15 protein-coding genes and 1 tRNA gene are annotated in these 21088 nt (G+C 42.8%); 5 read left to right on the top strand and 11 right to left on the bottom strand.

What is annotated here, in order from left to right; genetic code table 11:
- Nucleotides 1–516 precede the first annotated feature (516 nt).
- From ACR5KR_RS08625 to petB, 3 genes are all read right to left on the bottom strand, one after another.
- Nucleotides 517–960, bottom strand: coding sequence for an ATP-binding protein (locus ACR5KR_RS08625; RefSeq protein ID WP_334720184.1), 444 nt, complete (start codon nucleotides 958–960; stop codon nucleotides 517–519).
- A 688-nt stretch (nucleotides 961–1648) separates the two neighbouring features.
- Nucleotides 1649–2131 (bottom strand): cytochrome b6-f complex subunit IV, encoded by a 483-nt coding sequence (gene petD, locus ACR5KR_RS08620; protein ID WP_069068452.1) that lies wholly within the window; start codon nucleotides 2129–2131, stop codon nucleotides 1649–1651.
- A 254-nt stretch (nucleotides 2132–2385) separates the two neighbouring features.
- Complete coding sequence (gene petB, locus ACR5KR_RS08615; protein ID WP_322675438.1) at nucleotides 2386–3033, bottom strand: cytochrome b6; 648 nt, start codon at nucleotides 3031–3033, stop codon at nucleotides 2386–2388.
- A 408-nt stretch (nucleotides 3034–3441) separates the two neighbouring features.
- Here petB and ctpA point away from each other — a divergent pair, with 408 nt between their 5' ends.
- A complete protein-coding gene (ctpA, locus tag ACR5KR_RS08610; protein WP_445626921.1) occupies nucleotides 3442–4689 on the top strand; it encodes a carboxyl-terminal processing protease CtpA in 1248 nt (415 codons plus the stop codon).
- A gap of 330 nt (nucleotides 4690–5019) precedes the next feature.
- Here ctpA and ACR5KR_RS08605 read toward each other — a convergent pair whose 3' ends face one another.
- From ACR5KR_RS08605 to ACR5KR_RS08580, 6 genes are all read right to left on the bottom strand, one after another.
- Nucleotides 5020–11370 (bottom strand): ATP-binding sensor histidine kinase, encoded by a 6351-nt coding sequence (locus tag ACR5KR_RS08605; RefSeq protein WP_448266185.1) that lies wholly within the window; start codon nucleotides 11368–11370, stop codon nucleotides 5020–5022.
- A gap of 779 nt (nucleotides 11371–12149) precedes the next feature.
- Nucleotides 12150–13031 carry a ribosome biogenesis GTPase YlqF gene (gene ylqF / locus ACR5KR_RS08600; protein ID WP_445626923.1) on the bottom strand — a complete coding sequence of 294 codons (882 nt, stop codon included), beginning with the start codon at nucleotides 13029–13031 and terminating at the stop codon, nucleotides 12150–12152.
- A 100-nt stretch (nucleotides 13032–13131) separates the two neighbouring features.
- On the bottom strand, nucleotides 13132–13515 hold the full coding sequence (locus ACR5KR_RS08595; RefSeq protein WP_445626924.1) for a VOC family protein: 384 nt from the start codon (nucleotides 13513–13515) through the stop codon (nucleotides 13132–13134).
- 184 nt (nucleotides 13516–13699) lie between these two features.
- A complete protein-coding gene (locus ACR5KR_RS08590; RefSeq protein WP_448266183.1) occupies nucleotides 13700–14278 on the bottom strand; it encodes a Uma2 family endonuclease in 579 nt (192 codons plus the stop codon).
- 428 nt (nucleotides 14279–14706) lie between these two features.
- Nucleotides 14707–14779, bottom strand: a tRNA-Arg gene (locus ACR5KR_RS08585).
- A 44-nt stretch (nucleotides 14780–14823) separates the two neighbouring features.
- Nucleotides 14824–16011, bottom strand: coding sequence for a murein hydrolase activator EnvC family protein (locus ACR5KR_RS08580; RefSeq protein WP_448266182.1), 1188 nt, complete (start codon nucleotides 16009–16011; stop codon nucleotides 14824–14826).
- Between the two features lie 159 nt (nucleotides 16012–16170).
- Between ACR5KR_RS08580 and ACR5KR_RS08575 the strand changes: the two genes are divergently transcribed.
- Nucleotides 16171–16458: a hypothetical protein gene (locus ACR5KR_RS08575; protein ID WP_322694718.1), complete on the top strand. Its 288-nt coding sequence runs from the start codon at nucleotides 16171–16173 to the stop codon at nucleotides 16456–16458.
- Nucleotides 16459–16511: 53 nt separating this feature from the next.
- On the opposite strand, the gene trmFO is transcribed toward ACR5KR_RS08575, so the two are convergent.
- Nucleotides 16512–17828, bottom strand: coding sequence for an FADH(2)-oxidizing methylenetetrahydrofolate--tRNA-(uracil(54)-C(5))-methyltransferase TrmFO (gene trmFO, locus ACR5KR_RS08570; protein ID WP_448266181.1), 1317 nt, complete (start codon nucleotides 17826–17828; stop codon nucleotides 16512–16514).
- A gap of 388 nt (nucleotides 17829–18216) precedes the next feature.
- On the opposite strand from trmFO, the gene ACR5KR_RS08565 reads away from it, so the two are divergent.
- From ACR5KR_RS08565 to ACR5KR_RS08555, 3 genes are all read left to right on the top strand, one after another.
- Nucleotides 18217–18471, top strand: coding sequence for a hypothetical protein (locus tag ACR5KR_RS08565; protein ID WP_445626929.1), 255 nt, complete (start codon nucleotides 18217–18219; stop codon nucleotides 18469–18471).
- Between the two features lie 319 nt (nucleotides 18472–18790).
- Nucleotides 18791–20071 carry a ribulose bisphosphate carboxylase small subunit gene (locus tag ACR5KR_RS08560; RefSeq protein WP_448266180.1) on the top strand — a complete coding sequence of 427 codons (1281 nt, stop codon included), beginning with the start codon at nucleotides 18791–18793 and terminating at the stop codon, nucleotides 20069–20071.
- Complete coding sequence (locus ACR5KR_RS08555) at nucleotides 20058–20180, top strand: hypothetical protein (protein WP_448266179.1); 123 nt, start codon at nucleotides 20058–20060, stop codon at nucleotides 20178–20180. The genes ACR5KR_RS08560 and ACR5KR_RS08555 overlap by 14 nt, the downstream gene beginning before the upstream one ends.
- A gap of 92 nt (nucleotides 20181–20272) precedes the next feature.
- On the opposite strand, the gene ACR5KR_RS08550 is transcribed toward ACR5KR_RS08555, so the two are convergent.
- Nucleotides 20273–20734, bottom strand: a complete 462-nt coding sequence (locus tag ACR5KR_RS08550) for a cupin domain-containing protein (RefSeq protein ID WP_448266178.1) — start codon at nucleotides 20732–20734, stop codon at nucleotides 20273–20275.
- Between the last annotated feature and the right edge of the window lie 354 nt (nucleotides 20735–21088).

Below are 21088 nucleotides of genomic sequence, written 5' to 3'. Positions count from 1 at the left end.
TATTTTGTTCCCCTATTGTGTCTATCTCTTTAATCACGAAATGGCACTTGTTGGAGAACAAACATTAAGACTCTCAACACTGCTGACAAATCTTAACAAAGCAGCTAGTGTAGCTCGAATGCTATTTTTACTATATTCACTAGTTCTTTTTATACAAAAGCTTTACTGAAAACTTTACAAAAAAATCATAATAACGATCGGTAATTTCACGTAAAAAATATATTTCTCCAATTTAAATAACATTGAAAAAGAAGTATACTTTTATCAATCAAATAACAATGTATTTTAACAAAAACCGCTTCTGTTTGAAAGTTTGTAGCTCAAATTGAGGCAAAGTCTTCATTAGCTTGATGAGGGCTATATGGAAGTTTTATTTGTTTGCCTCCTATTACAAGAGAGTATTGTAGAGAAGAAAAACCCTCGTTTTTTGTCGAGACTCCTTCCCTACGCCCCACTTTGCTCACAAGCCAAAATTGACATCAGAACTATTCTTTACCTTTAGCCTTGACTTCACTGTTACTTTTGTGCTTCTACAGAGTACTTGACAATGAGTAGGCAATTTCTACCATCCGCACCACGTTCGTATACAACCTTGTCAGCCAACCGCCGGAGGAGAAACCATCCATACCCACCTACTTGCAGAGTACCTGGGGCTGGCTCTGCGATCGCATCAGGATTGAAAGGTTTTCCATAATCCCAAATTCTAATTTCTAGTCGGTCAATCCACAGATAAACGTTAATCTCAATGGTTGTTTCTGGCGGTAAAGCATGATGAGCATGACGAACAGCATTGGTAAAGCCTTCTGCTAATGCTAAATTGAGGCGATCGAGTTGGGTTTTTGACCAGCCAAGTTGAGACAAGTGTTGCAGACAAAATTGCTCAAACCATTCTTGTACTTGGTTTAAGAGCCTGAGTTCGCTCTTAACCGTCAGATGGTCTTGCTGCACTATACTAAGCATTAACTGTGAGTTGAATATAAGTAAACCCAAGTTGCTAGTTATTAAATTCTGCGCTGTTCGCAAAATTTCTCTGACATAAAAAAATCTAAATTGATATATTCTATGTACCAAAATACAAAACATGAATGATTTTGGCATTGACGAGGGTTGTAACTAGCAACTTACGTTAAGTAAGTAAGAAATGTTTGTATTTGTTGACTTTTGATGATTTGAGATTTGGGAATAGCTTTTCTATCCAAAACTGCAAATCCCAGAAGCAATCTGAACGATTGAAGAAGAATACAGAATAAAGAATTCAGAATGAGCTAAAACTTAGCTATCCGCTAACAGAAGGAAATCAGTGAGGGATACACTGCGGGATTTGGCTACAAATCCAACACTATCTTGTTGAGCACTAAAAAAAGCATATTTTAGTGGGGAACTTAAACCCATTTATGCAGACACTATCTATAAGACGCTATGCATAACTTGCTTTCCTGTAAGATACACGGATTCACTTTGGGTGGCGTTATCCGCTTTTTCGTTCACGTTTTAATTCTGTTAGCTCTCTTCGGGGCGTTTAGCCCATTCTGGCTTCTGAATTCTGAATTCTTTACTGTTAAAATTGACGCCTGTTGATTGTTTTCAAAAGCACATCTGCATCTGCTCTTGAAACTCACAGGCGTCAAAGAACTTTGTGGTGACTAATTTAGAATAGTCCCAAGGTCAAAGATTTATCCAATGGCAAAGCAGCACCAATACCCAGCCACAAGGTGACAAGGGTACCAAAGAGGAATACTGTGGTTGCGACTGGACGACGGAAGGGGTTTTGGAACTTATTCACGTTCTCAATAAAGGGAACGAGGATTAGACCTACTGGTACAGAACCCATTGCTAACACTCCTAAAAGTTTGTTAGGAAGCGATCGCAAAATTTGGAAGACTGGATACAAGTACCACTCTGGCAAAATTTCCAATGGTGTGGCGAAAGGATTTGCTGGTTCACCTGTCATTGCGGGATCTAGCACGGCTAGAGCCACAATCGCAGCGAAGGAACCCATGATCACAATTGGAAAGACGTAAAGTAAGTCATTTGGCCAAGCGGGTTCACCATAGTAGTTGTGACCCATGCCTTTAGCGAGTTTGGCTCTTAACTGAGGATCGCTCAGGTCAGGTTTTTTTTGTGTTGACATTTTGAAATGTGCTCTCCTGCTTAAGTTAAATTAAAGCATTTGTGAAAGCTATCAGCTACTAGGCAACCAAAAGGCAGGAAACAGCGTTTCTATATCTACAGTCATCCGCCTGAAGTTTTCTATAGCTTTACGCTCCAGATACAAGTATTGGTTTTTTGGAACTTATGTGCAATTAATTTCTTGTGTTTCATAAGTTTAAAACAAACAACTCGATCTGAAAACTGACAAATGTTGCCTTTCGCTAATAGCTGAGATTACAAAGGCCCGGAAATGCCTTGCTTGCGGATCATTAAGAAGTGAAACAGCATGAATACTGCAATCAACCAAGGCAGTACAAATGTGTGTGCGCTGTAGTAACGAGTTAGTGTTGCTTGACCAACACTGGAACCACCGCGCAATAGGTCGGAAATCAGAACTCCAACCACAGGAATTGCTTCTGGTACGCCGCTAACGATTTTCACAGCCCAGTAGCCAACTTGATCCCAAGGTAGAGAATAGCCGGTAACTCCGAAGGAAACGGTAATCACAGCAAGGATCACACCACTTACCCAGGTCAATTCGCGGGGCTTTTTGAAACCACCAGTGAGATAAACCCGGAAGACGTGCAAAATCATCATCAACACCATCATGCTGGCAGACCAGCGATGGATGGAGCGAATTAGCCAACCGAAGTTTACGTCAGTCATGATGTACTGGACTGAGGAAAAAGCTTCAGTAACTGTTGGTCTGTAGTAGAACGTCATGGCAAATCCAGTAGCAAACTGGATGAGAAAACAAACCAAGGTAATTCCACCCAGGCAGTAAAAGATGTTGACGTGGGGAGGGACGTACTTGCTAGTAACGTCTTCGGCGAGTGCCTGAATTTCCAGGCGTTCCTCAAACCAGTCGTAAACGTTAGCCATACAATCTCAAGTTCCTAAAAGTCGGTTGCGGTTGATAAATCCCGAAGTTCTGAATCGGCAGAAGCCTTCGCTCAGACTTCTCTCCCAATTAACAATTTTGGGATTTTAGTAAAGAGGAGTTTTTTTTCTTTGCTTTTTAGCTTTCAGTGTGCTAAGAGACTTCAGAAACTTTACACTCTGTAAAGATGGAATATATTGCGATCTCTTTACGCCCCTACACACAAAATGGTGGACACAAAGTAGATTTTATCCTTTGGTGAGTGGATACGATGCATCAGTTGACTGAACAACTTGATGAGAAAAATGCACCACTTCTATAAAAAAAGTAACATAATCGAGAGATAGATTTCATCAACAACAGAGGAAGTGGGCATTATCTAGGCAATTTGGGTTGAGGTGGAATTGATAATGGGGTTCATGAATAAACAAGTCTTTCGGGTTGGATTTTCATTGTTAATGGCGGTTTGCTTGGCGTTGGGTACGCTCACTCAGCCATCGCTGGCTTTGACTGGAGAACAAAAGCTGGTTTCGGAAGTTTGGCGAATTGTTAATCGTACTTATCTAGATGAGACATTTAATCATCAAAACTGGGCGGCTGTGCGGCAAAAGGTTCTGGAAAAACCACTGCCAGATTCAAATGCCAGTTATGAGGCAATTGGGAAGATGCTCAAGAGCCTCGACGATCCTTTTACCCGCTTTTTAGATCCAGAACAGTACCGCAGCTTGCAGGTCAATACTTCTGGGGAGCTGACTGGGGTAGGATTGCAAATTGCCTTGAATTCTGAGAATGGGAAGTTAGAAGTAGTGGCTCCCATCGCCGGTTCACCGGCAGATAAAGCGGGGATTCGACCACGCGATCGCATTCTCAAAATTGAAGGTGTTTCCACAGAAAATCTCACCCTTGATGAAGCTGCTACCAGAATGCGCGGGCCCAGTGGCAGCCTTGTGACTCTCGTAATCGAACGGGACGGAGAAGCAGAAACGGAAATTAGACTGACACGCGATCGCATTGCCCTTAACCCTGTGGTTTCAGATTTGCGTGTTTCTGCTGAGGGTACACCCATTGGCTACCTACGTCTTACACAATTTAATGCCAACGCTTCAACAGAGTTGGCACACGCTATTTCTAGTCTAGAAAAAAAAGGCGCTGCTGCCTACATTCTAGATTTACGAAATAATCCTGGGGGATTATTGCAATCAGGAATTGAAATTGCCCGTCTCTGGTTAGATTCTGGCACTATTGTTTACACTGTTAACCGACAAGGTATTCAAGGTAGTTTTGAAGCCTTTGGGCCAGCCCTGACGAAAGATCCTCTGGTGATTTTGGTAAATCAAGGAACTGCCAGTGCCAGTGAGATTCTTGCTGGCGCACTCCAAGATAACGGTCGTGCCCAGTTGGTAGGCGAAACTACCTTTGGCAAGGGATTAATTCAATCCTTGTTTGAATTATCAGATGGTTCGGGTTTAGCAGTCACAATTGCTAAGTATGAAACTCCTGAACACCGGGATATTAACAAACTAGGTATTAAGCCAGATAAAGTTATTTCCCAACCAGCCATTAACCGCGAAGAAATTGGTACTGAAGCGGATCTGCAATATCAAGCCGCTGTGGAACTTTTGAAGAAAAACTCTGTGGTAGCTGCTGGAAAAGCGTAAAAAGTTTGGAGTTAGGAATTTGCCTTCCTGGGGTCGCAATCCAATACTTTTCGGGTAAAGCATTTTTAACTCGGAATCGGGTTTGGGGAAAAGGGTACTGGGTTTGGGTTAAAGGTTTTTTCTTTCCCTTTTCCCTCGCCCCTTATCCCCTTCTTGGGGCCCCACCTTCCCCTTTTCCCCAAAACCTGAGAAGTATTGGGTCGCAATCTTGTCAGTCCTTTTTCGTTTATGCCAACAACGGTAGCTGAATCACAAATTCAGTTCCTTCGCCAAGTTTAGAATTCACTTGGATCGCTTTGCCATGTTTTTCTAGAATAATTTGACTAAAAATTATACTGGAATTTCAATGATAAATTCTGTTCCCTGACCCAGAACTGAGTTAAAATGCAGTTTTCCGTTGTGGGTCTCTTCGACGATTTGTCGAGCGATCGCAAGTCCTAATCCTGTGCCTTTACCGACAGCTTTTGTCGTAAATAAATGGTCAAACATTTTTTGTTTTACTTCTTCCTCTATACCCTTACCATTATCAGCAATTGTAATTTTAACTAAATTATTTTCTACTGTAGTGGTAATTGTAATGCTGTTTGGATTTGCTTTAATTTCGTCAAAGCTTCGACCAATATTCGATTCCTCCAAGGCATCAATAGCATTTGCTAGTAGATTCATAAATACTTGATTTAGTTGTCCAGGGAAACACTCAATTTGAGGTAAAGTGGCGTATTCAGTTATCACTTCAATTGCTGGACGTTGATCGTTAGCCTTGAGACGATGTTTCAAAATTAAAATCGTGCTATCGATGCCTTGGTGAATATTAAATGGTACTTTATAATCTTTATCGGCACGCGAGAAAGTTCGTAAACTGGTGCTGATATTTTTCAGGCGATCGCACGCCATCGACATGGCATCAATCATCTTAGGCAAGTCTTCTAAGCTATAATCCAAGTCGATTTCTTCGGCATGGTCTTTGATTTCATCACTTGCATTGAGTAAGGTTGATTGATAAAGTTTTAAGTGTTCAATTACATCAGTAAGGGTAGGTTTAGCTTGTTTGAGACTGGCAGCAATAAAACCGAGAGGATTATTCATTTCGTGAGCGACACCAGCAACTAAATTCCCTAGTGCAGACATTTTCTCACTTTGCACCATTTGTAATTGGGCGTTTTGCAAATCGGTTAGCGCTTGTTCTAAGTCAAGTGATTTTTGCTGCAAGGCAAGTTCAGCAAGTTTGCGTTCGGCTTCAAGCCGCGCCCTTTCGCTAATATCTCGCATCACAACTACTGCACCGAGTTTGTTACCTGAAGCATCGAAGATCGCTTGTCCGCTAGCTAACAAAATTCTCCTAGAACCATGCTTCGGCGCAATTACCATTTCCGCATTTTCGACGATTTCTCCTTGCAAGGCGCGAAATAAAGGAATTTCCGTGGTTGATAGAGGTGTTTGACCATCAGGTTGATAGAGATCGAAGTGTTCTGCCCATTGTTCTGCTGGTAATGATTCTACTGGTACACCATGAAATTCACGAGTTGCTTTGTTAAATAGAGTCAATTTGCCACTTGCATCGCAAACAACAATTCCATCGGTAATATTGTGAATGATGGCATTCAAAAACTCTCGTTCTTTGGCTAGAGATAGTTCAGCCTCTTTGCCATTGCTAATATCAATTACTACCCCATCCCAAATGATTGCCCCATCGGCTTGTCGCTCTGGCCGAGAAGCAGATTGAATCCATTTTACGGTTCCTGAAGGCAAGATAATCCGCCATTCTTCCTCAAATGGTGTAAGATTTTCAGCTGAGTAGGCGAGCGCTTGGGCAAGAGCCGGGCGATCGTCAGGATGATTCATAGCGTAAAGGCTATGCGTCCCTGCCATTACCAACTCTGGCTCTAACTCATATAAGTCGAGACAGCCAGAACTAACGTAGGGTGTTGAAGTTGAACCATCCACCTCCAGACGAAATTGGTACACCATGCCAGGAATATTATTTGCCAAATTTTGGAAGCGGATTTCACTAGCCTGCAATTTTGCTAGAGATTGTGCCAACTGTTGCGCATAGTTCTGAGAGTTTTGGTAAATTCGGGCATTTTCCAGAGAAATTGCGGCTTGGGCACAAAGTAAGTTCAGCAGTTCGACGCGATCGCTTGTAAAAGCTCCGGTTGCCAAATTATTTTCCAGATACAATATGCCCAACAACTTACCCTGATTCAAAATCGGGCTGCACAAGATACTCTTGGGTTGCTGTTGCTGAATATACGGATCGTTAATTAATTGCGGATGCACCGTGGCATCAGTAATGACTGCTGGTTGTAAGTTGCGTTTGACGTTATTAATTAAGCCAACTGGTACATCAACTGAGTCTTCAATAGGCTGTGGGTTGAATAACATCGGGTAAAAATCAACTTTGGCAGCTTGGTTCTGTAGACTGCTCAGGGAAAGTTGTGCTAAAGCCTGAACTAGCAACCGCTCTGATTGCAAAAGTATGAATACACATTTATCAGCTCCAGCATTTTCAATGACGATATGCAGCAAAGCTGAAAGTAGTTTTTCGAGTTCGATTTCCCGAGAAAGAGTTTGGGAAGCTTTGAGAATGGTAGCTAAATCTAAAGCAACAGAGACGCTGCTACTATTGGAAGTGGCGGAACTGGTGGAGGTGAGACTCTCCAAGGTGAAAATAGTTTCGTTAGTTGAGAGGGAAAAACGGGTTTGCTCTAAGATGGGGGCGAGGAGTTGGGGATAGCGTCGTTCCAAGTCAGCGACTTTTGCTTTAGCGCCCCAACGAGCATAGCCATAGTAGGCTTGGGTCATATATGACTGAGCAATCCGCTCTTTGTGCCAATTGAGGTAGAATTTAGCTGCCAGTTCATTGGCGAGTGCTTCTTCTTGGGTATAACCGTGTTCTTTAGCTAGAGTTATGGCGCGATCGTACAAATCTATTGCCTCTGATTTCTGCCCTAAGACTCGGTATCGGTCGGCTTCAACTAAATAAAATTTGTGCAGGTAATTTTCTGGAGCATGGTCAGCCCACTTTTTCATTTTTTCCTGATTTTTAGCCACCCGTTGCAAAATGTTTTGCTGTTGTGCCTCACAAACCTGAGAATAGATTGCCAGATGGGCTAGAGAATCATAGGTGTAGCAAAGCGGAACTATGAATAAGCCTGTAGCACCACCCGTATAGTTTTCAGCGGCGATCGCCGCTGACACCGCCAACTCAAACTTGCCAAACATGTAACACAGACCAAGTTGGTTGGCATAGAAATAATACAGCGCAGTTTGATCGCCCGAACGCTCGAGATCTGGCACAATTTCCTCTCGATTAAAGGCATTTCCAGTCAGCTGCCAAGGTTCAGCAGAATCGCCAAGCATATTCAAAATTGGTTGCTGAAAAACGGTCAGATGGCTGGTAAGACCTTCTTGGTTGAGCTGCCCAAGCTGATCTCGGAAGGCAGCGCTCTCTCGATTGAGATCGCTTAATTCTCTGCCTATAAACCAACAATATGAGATGTAAATGAATCCGCAAATAGCAGCCGATTCTAAATCTCCCGTTTCCAATCCAACTTCATAGCCTTCCCGGAGAAACGGTAAGGAGTTCTTGAGCGGCTCTTTCCAATGCCACACGCAACAGTAAATTCCGACATAGACTCTGGATTTCAGTTCTTTGGCATTGAAATGTTCCAGCAACAAGTGTGCTAGTTGTGCAAACTCATACCCAAAGTCAATCTCTCCTGTCATCCCACAAAGTATCATTCCATAGTAGCCATAGCCAATTGCCGAAAATGAGCTATTGCCATATTGAACGGATAAATTGACCTGTTCGACGACAATAAACGGTAACAGCGCTGGAGTGACAACAAAAGCAGCAGAAGTAACAGCGGCAAGAATCCGTACAACTGCTAACTTATTAGGGTCTGACATTTGGGGCAAATTGATTAAATCCAGCGGTTGCCTTCCAGCCAAAATGGATTTAGTCGTCTCGAGTGCTTTAGCAATATCTAATTGACTGGGTTGCTTGGGAAAACTCGTTCCTAGACGCTCTACAATCTTCAGAGCAATCTCCACTGCCTCTATAAATTGATGTTGGGCTTGAGCAGCTTGAATTTGAACTTCATAGACCTTGACCGTATCCAACAGATTTCTAGAGTGTTCTATTATGACTGCGGCCAATTGTGTCATCTGTTCAAAGTTGCCGCTCAGGTAAGCGGCTTCAGTGGCAGCTTCATAGAGGGCTAAGGTTAACTCATACTGCGTTTGCCACATATCTTCAGCTAACAAAGCGATGCCTGTAGTGCAATACTCAGATGCAGCTGTATAGGCAGTTGTGGCTCTGGCTTTTTGTCCAGCTTTCAGATTAAGTTGGGCGAGTTCTATTTGCTTAGATAGCTCGACAATTAGGGATTTGCCGATATTAAGTTGGTTAACAATTTCAAATAATTTTTCGTCTTGTTTGCTAACAGGTGTATGAGTCAGTAATAGTTGCCCAATTGTGAGGTGAGCTATCTGTTTTTGTTCGTCTGGAATCAGGAAATAAGCAGCTTGCTGGACGCGATCGTGCAAGAATTTGTAAACCGTCATTTGTCCTTTGTCACTTGTCATTTGCAAATGACCGATCGCCAATGAGGAATTCTGATAAAATTTGTAAATTTCATTGGTAGGAATGATAAATCCTTCTTGCAATGCTTTCCACAAGTCTGAAGCGGTTTCTGCTTGCGACTTTTCATAAACGATCGCTAAGGTCGCCAAATCGAACTGATTGCCGATACAGGCTGCCAGTTTCAGAACATCTTGAGTGATGTCGGGCAATTTTTGAAGTTGTTGTGCCATAAATTCCACCACATCATCAGTCAGAGCAAGCGATCGCACTTGTGCTACATCACACTGCCAAAAACCTGCCTCCCAATTAAAGCTAATCAGCCCATCCTCATGTAGCGCTTTCAAAAACTGAGTTGTGAAAAAGGGATTGCCTTTGGCTTTTTGATAAACCAACTCTGTCAATGGCAGTGCCTGTTTTGTTGCACAACTAAGCGAGTCGGCGATCAAATGGTTCACATCTGCTTGACTCAAGGGAGCTAGGTTCAAGGTTTTGATGCTAGAAGAAGTTTTTTCAATTTCATCTAGCGTCAACATCAGTGGATGAGCCGCAAACACCTCGTTATTGCGGTATGCGCCAATAATGAATAGATGGCTGCAATCGCTTTGAGCCATCAACAACTTTAGCAAATTCAGCGATGCCGAATCTGCCCACTGCAAGTCATCCAGAAATATTACCAACGGATGCTCTCTGGTCGCGAACACCTGAATGAACTTTTGGAACAGCAGATTGAAACGGTGTTGTGCCGCACCGCCTGATAGTTCAGCGATCTCCGGCTGTTTGCCGATCAGCTGCTCCAGTTCAGGAATCACCTCGATCAGGATTTGCCCGTTCTCTCCAACTGCCGCTAAAATCTTGCTCTGCCATTGCTCCAGTTGAGTATCGCTTTCTTTAAGCAACTGTCCCATCAAATCGCGAAAGGCTTGTACAAAAGCAGACAGAGGAATGTTGCGGTTGAACTGGTCGTATTTGCCCTTGATGAAGTAGCCGTTCCAGCGCACAATCGGTTTATGCACTTCATTGACGACTGCGGTTTTGCCAATACCAGAAAAACCTGCCACTAGCATCAGTTGAGAGCCACCATTGGCCACATCACCAAATGCTTCTAATAAGGTCTTTACCTCCGATTCCCGCCCGTAGAGTTTTTCGGGTATGAGAAAGCGATCGCTAATATCTCGCTGTCCCAAATCAAACCAGGTGTGTTTGCCTGTTTCTCGCCACTGTTCTAAGCAGGTAACAAGGTCATGTTTAAGTCCTAGCGCGCTTTGATAGCGGTCTTCAGCGTTCTTCGCCATCAGTTTGCGGACAATTTCGCCCAGCATCAAGGGCAATTTGGGGTTGAAATCGCACAGGCTAGGTGGAAGTTTCGCAATGTGGTAATGCACCAACTCCATCGGTTCATAGGACTCAAAGGGCAATTTTCCACTCAGCAATTCAAAGAAAGTCACACCTAAAGAATAGAAGTCACTGCGGTAGTCAATGCCTCTGTTCATCCGTCCGGTTTGCTCTGGCGACAGATAGGCTAGCGTTCCCTCTAGTCCATTGAGGCTCTGAAGTTCCTGGGTTTCTCGTGGTAAGAGCGAGGCAATACTAAAGTCAATCAGCTTGATTTGGTTCGTGTCAGGGTGAATCAAGATGTTGGCTGGCTTGATGTCTTTGTGAATGACGCGCTGTTGATGTAACTGGTGTAAAGTGTCTAGTAGTTGCAAAGCAATGGGTAAGAATTGCTCTAATGTCAGTGTTTTTCCTTGAGTATATTGCCGCAGCGAAACACCACCAAAGTCTTCCATGACTAGGGCATAGCCATTATGATGGGCTTCTAGGCTGTAGGGTTTGATAATGCCAGGAATATCTAGATTTTTAGCGATCGCATATTGGTTGCGAAACTGGACTAATTCGCTAAAAGTTGGGTATTTTCGTTTTAAGAGTTTGATGACAACTGGTAAGCGTTGGCGAAGCCCACCGTTGGCGTAGCCTCTCGTAGAGAAGGTATCGCATTCTCGAATTGCCCGATACACTTGAGTACGAGAACCTGAATAAAGCTGCTCGATGATTTGGTAGCCAGCAATCCTTAAAGTTCCATCAACTTTTGCGCTCATAAATTTTTACGAAAATCTCTTTATACTAGTGTTATAATTCCCGCTACCATAAATTGGGTAACAACCATTAGAAAAGTTACATTGGTATGGGGTACTGGAGCCAAGAGTAGGAATGCAAACACCTTTATGTAGATGTGGGGAACGCATTTTAATGATTTCCCAAACTAATATCAGAACTCCGTCAAAGAGTTTTTGACCTGACAAAGAAAGGCATGAGGCAACATTAAAAAAGTATTAAGAAACTTCCAAATAAAAATATCTCAAAACTGACGCCAAAATTCTTTCTATTTCTTCTCTTTTTGTGTTCTCTGCGCTTGGAGTGGTAGCCTGCGGCTTCGCCTTTGGCGTTCTCGTAGAGTAGCCGCTTTTCTACGAACGCGAACGGCGTGTCGCAGACAGACGCTTTGCATAGCTTGCTTCTTTGTAGGAGTATACGTCTACGTTTATTTGGATAATTTATTTTTTGGAAATCCCTAATTTAGTTGGTGAGTGGAAATATCTAACGCGCGCGATCGCATTTTTCAGTAACTATGTGCTACTCCCATAAATCATATTGACTGCGCTATTTTAGTTTGGTTTAAGCTCAAAGATTTAGCTTATAAAACTGGTCAAACAATTTATCAAATTATTTATCTTTGCAATTAAAAGGCAAGACGTTATCATTATCGCCTAGTTGTTTGGTGCGCAGCACAACATAGCCGCGCCATTGCTTGTGACACTTGCGTAAGTCCTGTTAAAAATCAAATAGTTTTCCTAATTTTTACTATTTGAATTTAGATTTAATTTGGTGGTAATTCTAAACTCATTTCACCCAACAATCCCTTACGAAAATCTGTTAAAAGTTGCCTTGCTGTTCGCTCTACATCACCTTTGTAACGATGCTCTGCCAAGGCGTGTAAATAGGTATCTCCGGTGTCTGATGTGGAATCGAGTTGGTAACGAGATTGTAATGGTTTTTTTGGTAATAAATCTCCTGCTACAGCTTCTAAATAGTTGAGTAAATCCACTAAGGCTGCTGCTACTAGCTGGTTATCGTAAGATGCTTCACCGATATCATCACAAATAGCTAATTTCAAGGCTGCGTCTTGGTCTTCTAATCTTAAAGGGATGACACCAGGAGCATCTAGCAATTCTAATTGTTCGGAAATTCGCACCCAGCGTAGTTGACGAGTTACCCCAGGACGAGCTGCACTTTCCACAACTCGCTTTCCCAATAAGCGGTTAATTAAAGCTGATTTACCGACATTGGGAAAACCAATCACCACAGCCCGCACTGGACGGGGTAACATCCCGCGATCGCTTCTTCTTTGATTGAGTTCTACCCCAGCAGCTTGCGCTGCCCGCGCTACTTCTGCTATACCTTTACCATGTTGAGCGTTGGTAAAATAAGGGACTTCTCCTTGACGTTTAAACCAATCGATCCACAGCGATCGCATTTGTGGTGTAATCATATCTACTCGGTTAAGTATCAATACCCGTTTTTTACCTTCTACCCACTCACCTATTTGGGGATGGTGAGTTGCTAAGGGAATCCGAGCATCTCGTACCTCAAACACCACATCTACACGCTTTAGCTGTTCTTTGAGCTTCTTTTCAGCTTTCGCAATGTGACCTGGATACCATTGAATCAGGTTTAATTTATAGTTTTGAGTTATAGCCATTTGTTATTTGTCCTTTGTTATTTGTTCTTTGTCATTTGTCCTACCCTGCGGGAAGCCGCTGGCGCGTCTATGTCCTTTGCAAATGACCAATGACAAATGACTAATGACTCCTTTTAGCAGCTTGATGTAAAATCAGACGATTGCCATCAGGGTCATAGGCATATATTTCTCTGCCGTGGGAAGCAATGGAAATGTCTCCTGGTGGAGGATAGCCCAAAGCAGTTAGGTGAGCGATCGCATCTTCTAAGTTACTCACCTCTAAACACAAACTTATCTTACTTTTGGCGCTCGCTTCAAATTCCGATTCGTTTGTGTTCTTTGGTTTAAAAATACCTAAACGCATACTAACTAAATTAAACTCAGCATAAACATTGGGAATCAAAATAACTGGCTTTTGCTCCAGCAATTTGGTATAGAAATTCACTAACTTCTCAAAATTAACCGATGCTATAGTGACAAATGCGTTAGTGTACTGAAAAACCATATTGGTTTTAAGTTAGTTGATTTTTTTGCTGAAGAAGTGCGATCGCCAATCAAAAAAGATTTTCACTTTTCTAAAGTTCTTACACTCAGCACTTGCGGCGGTGTCGAATCTGGTTTGAGCTTTCAAGGAAGCGTCGATGGTTTCAGCGAATTTGAGTAGAAATAAAATCAAGATAATCAGTTATCTATGCAAAAATCTGCTGTAAATTTAAAACAAAACCAGGGATAACATCTTCACCCGATAAACTTGTAGGAGATTGTAAAACTTCCGGTACAAGATTTGGGCGATAAATTCTTACTTGTTTCTCTTTAGGATTAATTAACCAACCCAGTTGTAAGCCATTTGCTAAATATTCTGTCATTTTGGCTTTAGTATCTTCTACATCATCAGTTTCAGAGACTAATTCCACTGCAAAATCAGGACACAAAGGGAGAAATTTCTTTCTTTGTTCTGGGGTAAGAGCATCCCATCTTTCTATCCTTATCCAAGAAGCATCAGGTGAACGAGTTGCCCCATTTGGTAATTTAAACCCAGTAGAAGAATCAAAAGCTTTTCCGAGTTTATTCTGTCTGTTCCAAACTCCTAAATCAAGATACAGTTCAAAATTACGGTTTCCCGTTTCTCCCCCAGTAGGTGACATGATAATTAATTCCCCTTCCGCAGTTAACTCTAGTCGTAATTCTTTATTCACAGCGACAATCTGTGCAAATTCCTCATCAGTAAATTGCAGATTAGCAGGTAATTGTAAGGTTAAAGCAGTCATAATTAATTGCGCTCCACAAAAATCCTAGTTGCATCATACCCATTTGCTGCTAATAGGAAAGATTTAGCATCTACTTCTACTTTAGGAATTCGCCCAACAAATGCGACGGTGTTTGATTTTTTAAAAAGTTCGGGGTAGAGATAGGGGTGAGAGACTGAATCAGTTAAGAAAAATTGTAACAAAGCACAACCCAACAAAGCCCCGGAAATGTTGGGTTAGCCTTCCCTTCGGGACGCTACGCGTAGCTTGCTTCCACGAAGTGGTATGGGCAGCAAGCTACGTTCCTTAATCCAACCTACACAGTTTAAAGTTTTTGGCTAATTTTTTTATTCCAGACTATCCATTCCCATTCTGTCTCATATGGTAAATTAGGTTTATCCCATGAGAGAAAATGACCTCTCGATTTTCTGGTTAGTCTGTAAAGGTAACGAGCGCGGAGGGATTTGAACCCCCGACCCACAGAACCGGAATCTGTTGCTCTATCCACTGAGCCACGCGCCCTCATTCTTCAATATTATAGCACGTCTGCGATCGAATTCGCAGCTTTAAAGATAATTAGCTGGGTCTACGGGTGTACCATTGCGACGAACTTCAAAGTGGAGGTGGGGGCCAGTTGAGAAACCTGTGGAACCGACAGCTGCGATCGCTTGTCCGCGTTCAACTGCTTGTCCCTCAGAAACATATAACTCGCTAGTATGCCCGTAGAGTGTAGTTATGCCATTGCCGTGGTCGATAATTACCGCTCTGCCATAACCACCATACCAGCCAGCAAAAATTACTCTTCCTGAATCGGCTGCTCGAATTTTACTGCCATAGCTAGCGGCAAAATCTAAGCCGGCATGAAAGCGACGATAGCCAAGAATTGGGTGTATCCGCCAGCCGAAAGGACTGCTAGTAGAAGCATCGCTAGGATATGCCATTATACCAGTTCCTCGAATGATGATACCTGTTCGGCTGTTGGTTTTTCCTTGGGCTTCTGCTACCTTTTGTTGAATCAAAACTTCCAGATTTTTGGATTCTCTTTCTAGCTGATTTTGCGCAGCTTCTAAGGCGAGGCGATCGCTATTTAGGCGTTGAATCAATTCTGATTGTGATTGCGCCTGGGTTTGATAATCGGCTTTTTGTGCCAAGAGTTGCTCGCGAATTAAGCCAATTTCGTTTTTTTGCTGTTCTACTTCCGTTTTTTGTTTATCAATCGAGTTTGCTTGGGTGTTGAGTTTTAGCAAAATTTTCTGGTCTGCTTGAAACACTAACTTCAACTGATGACGACGGCTGAAAAAGTCGCTGATATTTTCACTTTCGAGCAAAACTGCCCATCCCGCAAAAGCAGGCGATCGCTGGAGATAACGCAATCGTGCTACTGTTGCGATTTGCCGCTCCTGATATGAACGTTCTGCCACATCTAAATCAGCTTCTAACTGCTGGAGGCGTTGGCTAGCAAGTTGTAATCGTGATTCGCTCTCTTGAAGATAGCTATCTGTAGTTTGCAGATTTTGGTTTAAACCAGTGAGGTGTTTTTGGGCCTCTTGTTGGAGATTAGTTAAGCGATCGCGCTCTCCAACTACACCCTGACGCTGCTGGTTCATTTGTTGCTGCTGTTGTCGCAGAGTATCAATAGACTCTGTAGACGTTGCATCGGCTGGAATTAATGCCAAACAAATCCACAAAATACAGCAAAATGCAATAGATAAACAGCAATAAATCTGCTTTTTTTCTAGAAATCGCCCTCTCATAGTGCGAACCTAACTAAAACGATGCTTTCAAACACTATGAGGATTATTCCCAAAATCTGATTCACTCACTCCAACGCATTATTAAATTGGCCTGCCAAGTTGTAACACAAGGATTCTAAGTATGTCAGCATTGAGCAGGTTTATTAGCGGGTGAGATGTATGAACGCACGTATAGCAATTCTCTTAATTACCTTGGTTTTTCCAGGTTTGGCAGTGGTGGGAGTATCGTTGTATTGGTTTAATCTCGATTATGCAGCACTGATTAAAGCCGAAAAGTATGTGGAAAACCTGGTAGAGGTCGGAAAAGTAAATGATAGACAGTTAGAGTATGCCTATCATCGCACCTACATTCATCGCATCAACGTATTTGCCGATGGTACTTGGGGATTGCTAGGAGGTGTAATTACAGCGCTAGGTATACATGGATTAGTCACTATTAAAAAATAGATCGGGGAGACAAGGGAAATAATCAATGCTCCATGCCCCATGCCCAATGCCCATTAATTACGATTAGCTTTCCAATTTGCCAAATCAGCTAAAGAGCGATCGCGGTAACGTCCATAACGCTCTGGTTTACTTTTGATTTTCATTCCTAAATCGGGAAAAATCCCAAAGTTAGGCGGCATTGGTTGGAAATGTTTGGGCGAAGCGGAACTAATAAATTCTAATAATGCACCGATCATGGTTGTTGGTGGTAAAACCAAAGCTTCTTTACCCAAGGCTAACCGCGCGGCATTAATTCCCGCCAAGCAACCACCCGCAGCCGCCGCAGTGTAACCTTCAGTACCAATCAATTGCCCAGCGGCTAACAATGTCGGACGCTCTTTAAATTGCAAGGTAGGATGCATTAACTGGGGAGCATTAATAAAAGTGTTGCGGTGCATCACTCCCAACCTGACAAACTCTGCTTTTTCTAAACTGGGAATTAATTGAAAGATTCGCTTTTGTTCGCCCCAACGCAGATTTGTTTGAAATCCTACCATGTTCCATAGTTGACCGGCTTTATCTTCTTGTCGTAACTGCACCACAGCATAAGGGCGTTCTCCTGTGCGAGTATCTGACAATCCCACTGGCTTTAAGGGGCCGTAGCGCATGGTATCTTCCCCGCGCTGGGCTAGTTCTTCTATGGGCAAACAGGCTTCAAAAAATTTCGCCGTTTCTCGTTCAAAACCCTTGAGTTCTGTTTGTTCAGCTTTACAGAGTTCTTCTCGAAAGTGCAAGTACTGCTCTTTATTCATTGGGCAGTTAAGATAAGCGGCTTCACCTTTGTCATAACGTGATGCCATAAAAGCAATGTCACGATTAATCGATTCTCCGACGATAATCGGACTGGCTGCATCAAAAAAGCTGAGGTATTCCATCCCGGTAAAGCGGCGCAAATCTTCTGCTAAATCGGGACTAGTTAAAGGCCCGGTTGCCAAAACCACAATTCCTTCAGGAATTGCAGACACTTCACCCCGACGGAATTCAATTAAAGGATGACTCGCTAAAGTTTCAGTTAAATCTTGGCCAAATTGTCCCCTGTCTACAGCTAGCGCCCCACCAGCAGGTACGGCGTGTTCATCAGCTTTTGAGATCACAATCGAACCGAGTTGGCGTAACTCTTCATGCAATAATCCCGCCGCGCGATCGCTTGCCATTGCCCCAAAGGAATTACTACACACTAATTCTGCTAAATGTTCTGTATGATGAGCCGGACTAAATCGCTTTGGACGCATTTCATGCAGAATTACTGGCACTCCAGCTTGCGCTATTTGCCAAGCTGCTTCTGTCCCAGCTAGTCCACCTCCAATTACTTCTATCGGTTGTGTTTCCATAGTTAAATTTTAATTCCTATATTATAAGTATCCTTCAGCATTACAGAAGTAAAATTAAATCAAAAATGATGTTAAACCACAACAAGTGCAAATAAAGTATTGGGCCAATTGTAACGTTGAGACTACACTTTCAAGGTTTTTTACAATCGTTTTTGCCATAATATGAAAAGCCACCGCCAGCGTTGGGCTAAACATTTTTCAACTGGCACACTGCTAAAAAGTGCGACCGCGTCCTCAGACCTTGCCTAATTGGATTAATCAAAAAAATAGCAAAATTAGTCATAAAACTAGGATATTTTGGATAAAACCTTGATTTATCCTTTTTTTAGATGATAGATTAAGTACATATTCAATGATTAGTTAAAATGGCGTAATTAAGACGTGGTTTATGACTAAAAACAAAATCAAAGATAACGTCGTTTTCAATCTAGCTCCAGTTATGTTTATTGAAGAAGTAATAGATGATGAGGAATTGAAAAGTGTATACGGTGGCGCAACGCCTCCTGTTTCGCGACTAACTCCTGAAATTCTTGCTGCTCTTGCAAAGCGCGGTATTATATTGCCTCAAGATCCTAACAACCCAGATTTATTAACAGAAGAGGCGTTGTCTGCTTTAAAAGAAATTTTGCCTAATGAGACGTAGTAGATACAATTTCCCTTACCCTTTAACCTTTCTCCAATAGATATCTTTCAAAATTTACTTTTGCAAGATGTCGGGGAAAGGTTAAAGGTTAAAGGTTAAAGGGTAAGTGGAAATTAATTCTATCCCTTTCCCCTTGACCCCTTCCCCTTTCCCCTACAATGCCAAGAAGTTCAATATCTTAGCATTTGTTACTTTTGCGAGATGTCTAATCAACCCAACAGATGAACAAACACAAGCTTGTCTGAAAGAAAAGCGATCGCTATCCCCAAAAAAAATTAACATTAACCTTAGAAGTGTTAATTTTTCATCACATAAACTCATGGGTTACTACATCGCTCCCCGCTTTTTGGACAAACTTGCTGTCCACATTACCAAAAACTTCCTGAAGCTTCCTGGCGTGCGAGTTCCCGTGATACTGGGTATTCATGGACGCAAAGGAGAAGGCAAAACATTTCAATGTCAATTAGTCTTCGAGAAAATGGGTATCGAAGTTACTAACATATCTGGTGGCGAATTGGAAAGTCCAGATGCGGGAGATCCAGCGCGGTTGATTCGGTTGCGCTATCGGGAAACAGCAGAACTGATCAAAGTACGCGGCAAAATGTGCGTACTGATGATTAACGATTTAGATGCCGGTGCAGGACGTTTTGATGAAGGGACTCAATATACTGTAAACACGCAGTTGGTGAATGCCACACTGATGAATATTGCTGATAATCCCACAGATGTGCAGTTGCCGGGAAGCTATGATTCCACACCTTTACATCGTGTGCCAATTATTGTCACAGGTAATGATTTTTCTACCCTCTATGCACCGTTAATTCGGGATGGACGGATGGAGAAATTCTACTGGGAACCAAATAGAGACGATAAAGTGGGAATTGTCAAGGGGATTTTTGAACAGGATGGACTGTCACAGAAGGAAGTTGAACAGCTAGTTGATACTTTTGTCAATCAGTCCATTGACTTTTTTAGCGCTTTGCGATCGCGCATTTATGACGAACAAATCCGCAACTACATCCATAAAGTAGGTTTTGAGCAGATATCCTTGAGTGTGGTTAACAGCGCTAAAGGGCCGCCAGAATTTCAAAAGCCAGATTTCAGGCTGTCTCACTTAATCGAGTCTGGTAACTTCCTGGTTGGCGAACAAAAACGGGTGGAAAATTCCCATTTGGTTGATGATTACAATCGTCTCAATCGAGGTAGAAATTCTCAATCAGCACCACCTGCTGTTGTAACACCAATTAAACCAATTAGTCAGCCGTCAAATGGCCCAACCCAAGAAGTAAAAACTAATGGATTTCAGAAACAGGAAGCATCAAATTCACATTTGACCCTAGACACACAAGCTCAAATTAGACAATTATTATCTCAAGGTTACAAAATTAGTATTGAACACGTAGATGAGCGCCGCTTCCGCACAGGTTCTTGGCAAACTTGTGTTCATAGCCACATTGATGCTGAGACTGATGCAATCTCAAATTTGGAGGCAACTCTGGCAGAATATAGCGGTGAGTATGTGCGCTTAGTAGGTATCGATCCTAAAGCCAAGCGGCGGGTGGTGGAGACAATTATTCAGCGTCCCAATGGAAACAATTAGGGGCAGATACAGCAAAATCTGGGTGTTTAACGACCAAACTCACCGGACGCAGACAACCTTGGCAACTCAACCGACCAACTTGTGGCGTTCCGGTGCAGCAACTTGTTAGGCGACGCTTTGATAGCGCACCTAGCGAGAACATCGTCGGGCATTTCTACACAGCCGCACGCTGCGCGTACAAAAAGCATCCAGCAATCATTTCTAGTAGGGACTCGAGGCAGGTTCTCCCGCGCCGTTAGTCCAAATGTCGTCTGGCAGCGATCGGTCACGGTGACAAACCCGATCGTGGTCAGGATACGTGATTGTGTCTACTTCCGCTCGAGTGCCGACTATCAGGCATTGCGTTGCCTTGGAGCTACGATTCTCAAGAAAGTGGCCTATCGGCACTCCTGCTTGAAAAGTTGCGGCGTCGCCAGGACGTAGTACAGTCTTTGCGTCTCCTTCGATGAGCACGATCTCGCCTTCGAGGACATAGACCATTTCATCCTCAGCACTATGCCAATGTTTGATTGACGAACGAGAGCCAGGCTGCAAGACTTCGATGAACGCGCCGAACTGGGTAAGTCCTCCTGCTTCGCTGATCCAGAGCATACGATTTGGTTTATGCGCGGTGTGAGAGGGACTTTCCTCCACGATGAGACTATCAGGAGTGATAACAGTCATATCGGTACCTCTGGGAATTCTGGAGCAATAGACTTCTTAGCATTTGTCGGGAAAAGGGGAAAGGGGAAAAAGGTTCTGCAAAAGTCCCTTTCCCCTTTACCCTTTACCCTTTTCCCCCTCTTGCAAAAAGCACAAATGCCAAGAGGTCTAATAGGTATTCCATTGTGTCTAGGGCACGAATCGACGCAAAACTTCGTTCGTGTCCCTAAATGAAGCGTTACTTTCAATTCGGTTAAGGCAAGAGACGCGATGAATCGCTGTTTCTACAAAGTCAATTTTAAATCATTTGCGAACAACAATAAAACCTTAAATCCATAAGAAGTTGGGGATTTAAGGTTGTAAATTCGATTCGCC

The sequence above is a fragment of the Nostoc sp. DSM 114159 genome, from assembly GCF_053470285.1.
Note: the sequence above shows the minus strand (reverse complement) of the source record. Positions and strands in the feature narration are given on the sequence as shown.

What these genes read in the sequence shown, in the direction of transcription:
- ACR5KR_RS08625 (WP_334720184.1), bottom strand. Translation starts at nt 960, where the DNA reads ATGCTTAGTATAGTGCAGCAAGACCATCTGACGGTTAAGAGCGAACTC.
- petD (WP_069068452.1), bottom strand. Translation starts at nt 2,131, where the DNA reads ATGTCAACACAAAAAAAACCTGACCTGAGCGATCCTCAGTTAAGAGCC.
- petB (WP_322675438.1), bottom strand. Translation starts at nt 3,033, where the DNA reads ATGGCTAACGTTTACGACTGGTTTGAGGAACGCCTGGAAATTCAGGCA.
- ctpA (WP_445626921.1), top strand. Translation starts at nt 3,442, where the DNA reads ATGGGGTTCATGAATAAACAAGTCTTTCGGGTTGGATTTTCATTGTTA.
- ACR5KR_RS08605 (WP_448266185.1), bottom strand. Translation starts at nt 11,370, where the DNA reads ATGAGCGCAAAAGTTGATGGAACTTTAAGGATTGCTGGCTACCAAATC.
- ylqF (WP_445626923.1), bottom strand. Translation starts at nt 13,031, where the DNA reads ATGGCTATAACTCAAAACTATAAATTAAACCTGATTCAATGGTATCCA.
- ACR5KR_RS08595 (WP_445626924.1), bottom strand. Translation starts at nt 13,515, where the DNA reads ATGGTTTTTCAGTACACTAACGCATTTGTCACTATAGCATCGGTTAAT.
- ACR5KR_RS08590 (WP_448266183.1), bottom strand. Translation starts at nt 14,278, where the DNA reads ATGACTGCTTTAACCTTACAATTACCTGCTAATCTGCAATTTACTGAT.
- ACR5KR_RS08580 (WP_448266182.1), bottom strand. Translation starts at nt 16,011, where the DNA reads ATGAGAGGGCGATTTCTAGAAAAAAAGCAGATTTATTGCTGTTTATCT.
- ACR5KR_RS08575 (WP_322694718.1), top strand. Translation starts at nt 16,171, where the DNA reads ATGAACGCACGTATAGCAATTCTCTTAATTACCTTGGTTTTTCCAGGT.
- trmFO (WP_448266181.1), bottom strand. Translation starts at nt 17,828, where the DNA reads ATGGAAACACAACCGATAGAAGTAATTGGAGGTGGACTAGCTGGGACA.
- ACR5KR_RS08565 (WP_445626929.1), top strand. Translation starts at nt 18,217, where the DNA reads ATGACTAAAAACAAAATCAAAGATAACGTCGTTTTCAATCTAGCTCCA.
- ACR5KR_RS08560 (WP_448266180.1), top strand. Translation starts at nt 18,791, where the DNA reads ATGGGTTACTACATCGCTCCCCGCTTTTTGGACAAACTTGCTGTCCAC.
- ACR5KR_RS08555 (WP_448266179.1), top strand. Translation starts at nt 20,058, where the DNA reads ATGGAAACAATTAGGGGCAGATACAGCAAAATCTGGGTGTTTAACGAC.
- ACR5KR_RS08550 (WP_448266178.1), bottom strand. Translation starts at nt 20,734, where the DNA reads ATGACTGTTATCACTCCTGATAGTCTCATCGTGGAGGAAAGTCCCTCT.